General features: G+C 41.4%; 6 protein-coding genes. 4 read left to right on the top strand and 2 right to left on the bottom strand.

Going from position 1 to position 9,674, the window contains the following annotated elements:
• Positions 1-400: 400 nt before the first annotated feature.
• On the top strand, positions 401-1,609 hold the full coding sequence (locus IEX94_RS04860; RefSeq protein ID WP_188856265.1) for a M20 family metallopeptidase: 1,209 nt from the start codon (positions 401-403) through the stop codon (positions 1,607-1,609).
• 188 nt (positions 1,610-1,797) lie between these two features.
• Here IEX94_RS04860 and IEX94_RS04855 read toward each other — a convergent pair whose 3' ends face one another.
• Together IEX94_RS04855 and IEX94_RS04850 are read right to left on the bottom strand one after the other, a co-directional pair.
• Entirely contained in the window at positions 1,798-3,609 is a 1,812-nt protein-coding gene (locus IEX94_RS04855) for a YhgE/Pip domain-containing protein (RefSeq protein WP_188856264.1), read from the bottom strand.
• A gap of 11 nt (positions 3,610-3,620) precedes the next feature.
• Positions 3,621-5,558 carry an efflux RND transporter permease subunit gene (locus IEX94_RS04850; protein WP_229782581.1) on the bottom strand — a complete coding sequence of 646 codons (1,938 nt, stop codon included), beginning with the start codon at positions 5,556-5,558 and terminating at the stop codon, positions 3,621-3,623.
• A 280-nt stretch (positions 5,559-5,838) separates the two neighbouring features.
• On the opposite strand from IEX94_RS04850, the gene IEX94_RS04845 reads away from it, so the two are divergent.
• The 3 genes from IEX94_RS04845 (at position 5,839) to IEX94_RS04835 (ending at position 9,503) form a co-directional block, all read left to right on the top strand.
• Positions 5,839-6,423 carry a TetR/AcrR family transcriptional regulator gene (locus IEX94_RS04845; protein ID WP_229782569.1) on the top strand — a complete coding sequence of 195 codons (585 nt, stop codon included), beginning with the start codon at positions 5,839-5,841 and terminating at the stop codon, positions 6,421-6,423.
• A gap of 290 nt (positions 6,424-6,713) precedes the next feature.
• The gene (locus IEX94_RS04840; RefSeq protein WP_188856262.1) at positions 6,714-7,571 is read left to right on the top strand and encodes a malate synthase; all 858 of its coding nucleotides are present in this window, start codon (positions 6,714-6,716) and stop codon (positions 7,569-7,571) included.
• Between the two features lie 471 nt (positions 7,572-8,042).
• A complete protein-coding gene (locus IEX94_RS04835) occupies positions 8,043-9,503 on the top strand; it encodes a DASS family sodium-coupled anion symporter (RefSeq protein WP_188856337.1) in 1,461 nt (486 codons plus the stop codon).
• Positions 9,504-9,674: the final 171 nt, after the last annotated feature.

Here is a 9,674-nt window from a genome sequence, read left to right as displayed (position 1 = left end):
GGACGTGACCGTACTTAGCCGGCCTCCCGCAGGAGTCTCGAGGTGTCTGAACTGCTCCGAAGAAAGACTCGATTTAGTACACTATTCAATATTACAAAAATGCAATATTTATCATGGATTTCATGTTGGAATAACTTTTATTCATAATAATCATCCTTACCAGTTCAGTTGCCCGGTGGACGGTGACTCCTGCGGGAATAGCACGAGTCTGGAGACCCCGCAGGGCGGTAGCCCGAGGAGGCTCCAGCTGTGCCCGCGGAAAGCATCCGTCCGCCGGGCAACTGAACGGTGATTAGAACGGCATAATTAGTTAACGAACCAGACACTTACGCTGAATGAAAGTGATTCGGATTCATTAGACGCGTTAGTTGGTTTATTAAATTCAAAGGAGGAGTTTTAAGTGGCGATAACGCAAGCTGTGAAAGACGTATTAATACAATCGATTGAAAATAATAAAGAACATTATATACAAACGAGCCATTCCATCCATGAAAATCCGGAAATTGGAAATGTAGAATTTTTCGCCAGTAATTTACATATTAAAAACCTAGTTAATGAGGGATTCACAGTTGATAAAGCTGTTGCAGGCCATGAAACTTCTTTCTACGCAGTAAAGGATAGCGGAAAACCTGGTCCTGCTGTTGCATTTCTCGCAGAATATGATGCCCTCCCAGGGATTGGCCATGCATGCGGCCATAACATTATTGGAACATCAAGTGTTGCAGCTGCTATTGCGCTTTCTAAAGTAGTAGCGGATACAGGCGGACGCGTAATTGTCCTTGGTACACCCGCCGAAGAAGGTGGACCGAATGGCAGTGCAAAAGGCAGCTTTGTAAAGCATGGCTACTTGAAAGATATTGATGCTGCACTCATGCTCCATCCAGGAGGGAAAACGACGCATTCCCAAGATACACTCGCTGTAGAACCTCTTGATTTCAAGTTTTACGGGAAACCGGCCCATGCGGCTACTTCCCCAGAGAAAGGAATTAATGCACTCGATGCGGTTATCCAATTGTTTAACGGTATTAGCGCATTAAGACAGCAACTCCCGCAAGACGTGCGAATTCATGGAATCATAACAGATGGCGGCGACGCTCCAAATATCATCCCTGAATATGCGGCTGCTCGCTTTTTTATCCGGGCTGAATCGTGGAAGAAAACAGAAGAGGTTGCAATTAAAGTCCGTGCGATTGCTGAAGGAGCAGCCCTTGCCACCGGTGCTAAAGTAGAAATCGAACGGTTCCAGAATGAAGTGAAAGACTTTGTCATTACTCCCCTGCTCGATAAAGTGCTTGGAGAAGAATTAATAGCAGTGGGAGAGGAAGTTGTCATTCAGGAATCTGCGGAAAAAATCTCGACAGACGCCGGTAACATTAGTCATGAAGTTCCAACTGCTCACTGCTATATTAAAATCGGGCCTGATGATCTTATTGCCCACACCGTTGAATTCCGAGAAGCTGCTAAATCCAAGCTGGGAGATCACGCACTCCTTACTGGTGCCAAGGCATTAGCAACAACCGGCTACCGCCTGCTCTCGAATCAGACCCTGCTCGAACAAATTAAGAATGAACACAAGAAATCTATTGCAGAGAAAAACGCCGTAACATAAAGTGAAACTTCATTCAGTGGGGAATTCTTTACCTCCCCACTGAATGTTAGTTGAACAGAATCAGGGATTTACGGACTGGATATCCCCCACCTTCACATCTTGGCTTCCCTCATGTTTAGAGGTGGGGGTATTACAGACCGTTAATGCGCGATAACGAAAAAATGCACCCATATTGAGGTGCATCTTTTTTATCTGAATAAATCTAAAAATCGTTCCCAAAGTGATTTTTTTTCAGGCTCTGCTTCTTCTTCCTTTTCTTTTTCTACCTTCTCAATCGGTTCCGTTTTTAAAACAAATTGAACGGAATTCACTTCCTCATTCTTCTCGTTAACAAATGAAACTGCTTCAAAATCAGATTTATCATATTGTGCAAGCATTTCATCAATTTCTTTTGTTACCTGTTCCGGCATATCCTGTGTCGCTTCTGCAAGTTCAGCTGTCCCATTACGAAGTTCGGAAACACCGTTTGCCAGTTCACCAGTACCGTTATTTAATTCACCAATCCCTTGATTGATTTCTGCATAGCCTGAAGCAAGTTCCCCAACGCCTTCTGTATACGCAACAAGACCAGAATGGAATGATTGGTAGTTAGCAGATAACGTGGAGATGCCTGCTTGTAATTCTTTCAATCCACCTGTCGGATCCATTTTATCAAGAAAGTCATGGAATCCGTCCATCATATCTTCTATAGAGGTTGCCATCGTTTCCAGGGAAGCAGTAATTGTTTCCAATGTACTTGTTACAGAGGTAAAGGCTTCTTTTACTTCGGCATATGTTCCTTTTACTGTCAGCGAGGCAGTATACACTTCAAGCAATTTATCTACTGTTTCCTGATTCGCATCACTTTGTTTTAGCGCAATAATTTCTTCTTCGGTAATCTCATGGCCTGGTATTCCTTCTATCGCCTGATCGAGGGCTTCATACGCTCCACTGAAACCATTTTTCAAGCTGATAAGCCCTTCTTTAATCTCCCTTAGAGCCTTAGCAAACTCTTCTAAAGCAATTGTAATCTCATTAAAATCACTGCCGTCCATTCCCTCAAATTCACTTAAAGATTGGTCAATTGCTTCCAGTGCCCCCTGGATTTCTTTCGAGCCACTTATTAATTCACTAGAACCGTTATTTAATGCATGAATCCCATTTTGATATTCACTAGAACCGTTTTGCAGTGCTGTTGTACCGTCATGGAGCTCTTCTGTCCCACTTTTTAATCCGAGCACGCCTCGGTCAATCTCTTGAAGCGCATCAGCGAGTGTGCCGATTTCATCCGTAAACTCATCTGTATCTGGAGCATCTATTGACATGCTTTGCGGGATGGCAGCTATATCGATGCCAGACAGTTCCAAATCCGTTACATCTGCCGTCATTGATAATAATGCTTCCTCTTCCGGCATGACAGAGTATGTTACTTGAATGTCTTTACCGGCATTGGCGAGGACTCCTTCTTCCGTTTCAACATTACTCGTCTTCTCACCGTCCAGCGTAAAGGATATTTGCAATAAATAATTATCAAAGAAAACGGAATCGATTGCTTCATTTTCAAACGTCTCTATCAGGATTTCTAGGGTCCCATCTTTACCAGCTAGCTCCTTTGGCGTTACCTCTTCCCCGTCCAGCAAGTACGTAATTTGGAATTCCCATGGAAGATTCGTATGTTCCAGCGTCCCTTGATAGAAAAACTTGCCTTCAGATGCTGTCAATTCGACCGTATCCCCAGATTGAGTAATTTCGGTTAAATCGGTAAGGTTTTTTACACTGCTGTATTTTCCATAATCTACAACTTGCCCTCCTTCGCTCACCTCCAGACTATTCACGATATAAAGTTCCTTCCCTATCCCGTCAGGACTTAAGGTTGCATAAACCACTTCATCTTTACCTACTACCTTCCCCGCATTGTTCACATCGGCTTCCTTCTCTTCATTGCTAGCGGCAGCCGCGACCGGGAATGTTCCCGGCAGGACGAGAAAAATACTGAGTAAAACAATCAAGATTTTTTTCATCGTTCTTATTATCACTCCTTGAAAAAGTTTGCTTTCCATGTTGTTTTTTCAATTACCTTATCACATAACACGAGTAGTGCCGGCAGGAAGATAATGACTAAGAGAAATGCTAGCAATGCCCCTCTGCCGAGCAATAATCCAATGGAAGATACAATTGGATTCGTCGATGTAAGCCAAAGTATGAAGCCGACAGTAGAAAGAATAGATGCTGAGATCAAAATGGCAAAAAACTTGTCATTCAGCGATTGTTTTATTGCCTGTAATGCCGGCATTTCCTTCCGTTTCAATGTATAATCCTCGGTCAGTAAAATCGCATAATCAATCGTGGCCGCAAGCTGTACGGTACTTACGATAAGATACCCGACGAAAACAAGTGGTGTTTCCGTAAAGTACGGAATAGCCAGGTTAATCCAGACCGACGCTTGAATCGTGAGTAACAAGACAATCGGGAAGGAAAGAGACTTGAATGCTACAATAAGTGCAAGCGCAATCGTCACAATCGTCATCACATTCACGAATGTATCATCATCTGTGACGACAGATTTAATATCATATAACGTAACACTCTCCCCGAGCATATAGAAGTCCTCATAGTAATCGCTCGTCATCTCTTCTACTGTTTCAACTAATGCGAATGCTTCATCCCCTTCATCCTCCGTTGTCGTATTTAAGATAAACCGGCTGTAATTGTCTGAATAAAACTGTTCTGTTACGTCTTCATCCAGGTATTCAGGTGGAATAGCAGCACCGACCGTCGTAACATAACTCATGATGCTTTTCACTTCATCATTTTTAAGCAAGTCTTGTGCCAGCTGCTCTTCCTTCCCGATTTCACCTTTCGGAACAAGTAGGACCATCTGTGTATTTTTTCCAAATTCATCCTCAATCTTCACGATATCAATACCTGCTCTTGTCTCTTCTGGTTGTTCACCAATTCCGTATATAAAATCTGTTTGGCTCTGTGCCATAAATGCTGGCACAATAAGAAGGATTACCAGGATTAGAACTGGATATTTTAACTTCAGTAAACCCTTTCCAACCCGGTTTATGTTGGGAATAAATGGACGATGCTGTGTCTTATCAATCCATTTATAAAACATGATCGTAAACGCTGGAAGGAAGACCATAACACTAATAAAGCTAAAGACGATTCCCTTCACCAAGTTAAACCCAAGGTCAGAACCAATTTCAAAGTTCATTAAGCTTAGTGCAATAAATCCAAAAAATGTCGTCGATGCACTGGCAATAATTGCCGGAAACGAGCGCTTAATCGCAAGTTGCATTGCCTCTTTCGGATCCCCAACCTTCTTCCTGTAGTCGGAGAAACTATGCAACAGGAAGATCGCATAGTCGAGTGAGACGGCGAGCTGCAGGATCGGAGCAACCGACTGGGTTACAAAGGATATTTCTCCGATAAAGATATTCGTTCCAAGGTTAATCAGGACTGAAATACCAATTGCCATCAGGAAAAATAATGGCTCTACCCATGAAGTTGTTGAAAGGATGAGGATAATAATGATAATCGGAACGAGCAGCGCTGTTGCGTACATCGTTTCTGTGAAAGCCATCTTCTGCTGGGTCGCCGTGTCCATCGCTTCACCAGCTAGCGCATTTTCTTCACCGATTATTTCATAAATTTCATCCGTAATTCGTACCTCTTCCCCATCAGCGATAACGAAGGAAAATAATGCATTATTATTTTGATAATAACTTTCCACTACATCTTGATCAGCAACTTCAATCGGGGTCTTGATATCCATAACGTCATCAAGCCAAATAACATCTGTCACCCCATCAATTGATTCGAGTTTCTCCTTATATACGAGCGCCTCCTGTATGGATACATCATAAATCATGACATTGGCATTGGGAATTGCTCCCTCGAACTCTTCCTCCATCACTTCAATTGCTTCAGTTGATTGAGCATTATCTGGCAAATAATCCACCATATTATAATTAACGGAAACGAAAAATTGGAGGATGACACTAATCATCGCAAGACTTACAAACGTAATAACGATCGATTTTCTTTTTTCAATAATCCAAGCTGCAATCTTTATCGTATCTCACCCTTTTCTATCTGCTTACCTTTACTTTTATAATCTATCACGCTAACATTATATAAAACACAGTGTTGGTTTATCAACAAACAGTTTGATAAAATTCGTCCAATATCCAACGTCCTTTAAGAAAGTGTTGGATAATTCTATAAATAAAGGAGACAAAAAGGTGACATCTGAAAAACTTGACCGAAGAAAGAAATATACACGAATGGTTTTAAAGGACAGTCTTCTCCAGCTGTTAAAGCAGAAATCCTTTTCCCAGGTTACAGTCAAAGAAATATGCGAGCGAGCTGATATTAACCGTTCGACCTTCTATGCCCATTACCGTGATCAATTCGAGCTTCTTGAAACAATTGAAGACGAAATCGTCATGGATATGAAGCAATATATGAACACGTATAATTTACAGGAAAAGGAAGACGCACTAAAGATGACGGAGAAATTGATTAGCTATTTCGCCGCCAAGCAGGAAGAGTTGATTATCCTGTTAAATGTTAGTGATGAGACGTCTTTTGAACGGAAAGTAAGAGAAGTTGCACAAGCTTCCATTCGGAGTGAATGGATCATATCTGAGCAAACCGATCAACAGCTTTCTTCTTATCTGACTGCATTCATCATTAGTGGAAGTGTGCATGTATTGAAGATGTGGTTGCTTGGTGGAATGGAGGAGCCACCGCATAAAATGGCAAAGCTCATTAATAATTTAATTAACCATGGAATCTATGGGACTGATTGGGAAATGTTCCCTTGATTCTAAGCTTTTCCTGTAGGACAGCTGAAATATTAATACTGAAAAGTTTTCATTATACAACAGGTAAAACATCGATGTCAATAGATAACTTGTGTCTTTCCCTGAAAAGTGATATAATATAGTTGTTGTAATTATACGACGATACTTTTCCAGCGCATCTTCATTGAGTTTTGAATTTGGATGCTCTCTTTTTGTCCCAAAACTCACCTGCTGTTGGACAGGGAAGCATACATGCAGAAGTCGTATCGCTCGAGAAGAATGTCGTGGGCATAATCTAAAGGAGTGGAAAAATGAATCTGATTGACAAAAAGGTCATGCACAAAAGTTTCGGTAATGGTAGTATTGTTGACCAAGATGATGAGTTTGTAACAATTGATTTTGATGAGGTAACGAAGAAGTTTGTTTTTCCTGATGCCTTTGGAAAGTTTTTAAAGCTCAAAGATGATTCGGCACAAGCTACATTAAAACAAGCTATTACGAAGATTGAAGCCAAACAAGAACAACTCGAGAAAGAACGGGAAGAAGAACAAGCACAGCGAATTTTAGAACAGCAACGGATGAATGAACTTAAGAAATTACTGAAAAACCATCGACTCCATGATAAATCCCAATTAGTATTTTGGCTTGAGGATACAGAAGAAGAGCAAGCATTTACCGATTGGCAAGTATTCGCTGGTGAAATTAGAAGCGGTAAGAACGAAGGTAAACCGAACAAACCCGTGCGTCTTCACCAAAATAGTCTTGTTTTGTTAACAAAACGGGATGATAAAGAAGAGGAAAAGGAACGAAAAATTGTCGGCCTTTACATGGTGGAAGAAACATTCATCGGCAGATTGGCAGAAGATGGAATCATTCCTGCCCATTCTGAACTTAGATTAAAACTTTCCGACGAAGAAGCGGAAGACATGCTATTTTGGAATTACTATATTAATGAAAAATATCCGCACCGCATGACATGGAACACAGGAAAATATCGTTATTTCGATAACATTTGGGCAGCGCAAATCTTGAAAGATATTATTGCACTTAAGAAAGATCCGAATGAATTGCAACTTGCTGAAGAATTCTTCTTACATTTCTGCAAGATGAACCAACTCGAACCAAACGAAATTCCAGAGCCAAACGGTGCTTTAAAGTATAATCAATAATGTGATCAAGAGGTTAAGCCACTAATATGTTCGGCTTAACCTCTTTTTTCTTTGTCTTGAAAACTAAAATAAAAATTCTTTGGATAACTTAAATTTGCCACGCATCTGGCGCAAGCGCCTTTGTTATTTGCCGTTTTGTTTTCACGATATGGGGAATAGTAAGTTAGCTGTAAAAGTTTAACAAATTGTCAGAGATAAGTTATTATAGCATCTTCCATTACCGTATAATGAAGGTAGGGGTTGGTAATGCTTTCAGTAGTAAAGTGAAACTTCATTTAGTGGAGGGAGACGCACAAGATGAGCTGGTGCCGTCATTACGACAGATGCTCGTGTTAAGTCGAGCGTTCTCTTCCCCACTAAATGTTAGTTGAACCAATCGGGCCGTTACTGGCTGTTGATCCCACACTTTTAGTTCGGAGTTTTACAGCCAGTAATACTGCAGCAGATACAACGTTAGAGGAGGAATTACATATGAAAATAAACAGCAGAAATTTCAGCATTCTACTTATTGCAACGGCTGTCATGTTCGTTATCTTATTGTTACCAAATCCGGAAACATTGCCTGTAGCCGGACAACGTGCTCTTGCTGTGCTTGCTTTTGCCGTTATTCTCTGGATAACGGAAGCAGTAACATATCCAGTGAGCGCTGTGATGATCGTCAGTTTACTCGCATTATTTATTGGTCTATCCCCTACAATAGAAGACCCATCTGTAACGTACGGTACAAGCGAGGCTTTAAGTATGGCAATCGGCGGATTTAGCTCCACTGCCGTACTACTTGTCGGTGGTGCTCTCGTTCTAGCCGCAGCGATGGAAATAACCGGCTTACATCGGCGCATTGCTTTATATATCTTATCGAAAGTGGGTACACAGCCAGGCCGCCTTGTTATGGGTACAATTTTAGTAAGTTTTGTCCTAGCCTTATTTGTTCCAAGCGCTACAGCTAGAGCGGGTACACTCGTACCGATCCTCCTAGGAATTGTTGCCGCCTTTGGTCTAGCGAAAGAAAGCAGGCTTGCGGCCTTATTGATGATTACTGCAGTTCAGTCGATTTCAATCTGGAATATTGGGATTAAAACGGCAGCCGCACAGAATATGGTCGCTTTAGGCTTTATCAAAGCCGAATATGGAATGGATATCACATGGGGCGCATGGTTCTTATACGCCGCTCCTTGGTCAATTATTATGTCTGTTGTCTTGTATATTGTCATGACTCGACTCATTAAACCTGACATCCCAGATATAACGAAAGGAAACAGTCTCAAAAAACAACTAGACGAGTTAGGTAAGATGTCTTCTAAAGAAAAGAAACTTATCATTATTGCACTCGCCCTGCTTATCCTCTGGTCAACGGAAGGATTGCTCCATCCATTCGACTCGACGACCATTATGATTGTCGCTGTAGCTGTCATGTTGACTCCGATTGTTGGAATTTTTGGCTGGAAAGAAGTTCAGCAAAAGGTACCTTGGGGAACGTTGATTGTCTTTGCTACTGGTATATCACTTGGAACCGTCCTATTGTCCACAGAAGGAGCATCCTGGTTGTCAGCGAACTCTTTTGAAGCAATGGGGCTTAATTCGATGCCACTCGTTATGATGATTGCATTGCTTGCTGCTTTTAATATACTGATCCACCTTGGCTTTGCAAGTGCGACAAGTCTTGCTTCTGCATTCATTCCAATCGTTATCGCGCTTGCAGGCAGTATGGAGGCAACTAACTTTAATGCAATTGGGCTCGTAGTCATTATGCAGTTTGTTGTAAGCTTCGGATTTCTGCTTCCAGTGAATGCACCGCAAAGTATGCTTGCTTATGGAACAGGAACCTTTACGGCAAAAGATTTCCTAAAATCGGGAATACCATTAACCGTCATAGGCTATCTTCTCATCATTATTTTCAGTGCCACATATTGGCAGTGGATTGGATTGTTGTAGGTATTAAGAGATTAGTGGTTTACTACGATAATGATTAAAAAGTTAAAATACCGATAGATTGGAATAACATATAAAGAAGAGTTTTTGCGCGTTTAACACTGGATAACAATTGAAATAAATCGAAAAACACAATACATCTAAAAAAAGCAGGTAACTCACGAAAATCCCCTT

Origin of the sequence: Oceanobacillus indicireducens (assembly GCF_014647195.1) — a bacterium.
Taxonomy (GTDB): Bacteria; Bacillota; Bacilli; order Bacillales; family Amphibacillaceae; genus Oceanobacillus; species Oceanobacillus indicireducens.
Note: the sequence above shows the minus strand (reverse complement) of the source record. Positions and strands in the feature narration are given on the sequence as shown.

Excerpts from the sequence above, each read along its gene's own strand:
- IEX94_RS04855 (WP_188856264.1), bottom strand. The coding sequence starts at position 3,609 with ATGAAAAAAATCTTGATTGTTTTACTCAGTATTTTTCTCGTCCTGCCG.
- IEX94_RS04850 (WP_229782581.1), bottom strand. The coding sequence starts at position 5,558 with ATGGTGGATTATTTGCCAGATAATGCTCAATCAACTGAAGCAATTGAA.
- IEX94_RS04840 (WP_188856262.1), top strand. The coding sequence starts at position 6,714 with ATGAATCTGATTGACAAAAAGGTCATGCACAAAAGTTTCGGTAATGGT.
- IEX94_RS04835 (WP_188856337.1), top strand. The coding sequence starts at position 8,043 with ATGAAAATAAACAGCAGAAATTTCAGCATTCTACTTATTGCAACGGCT.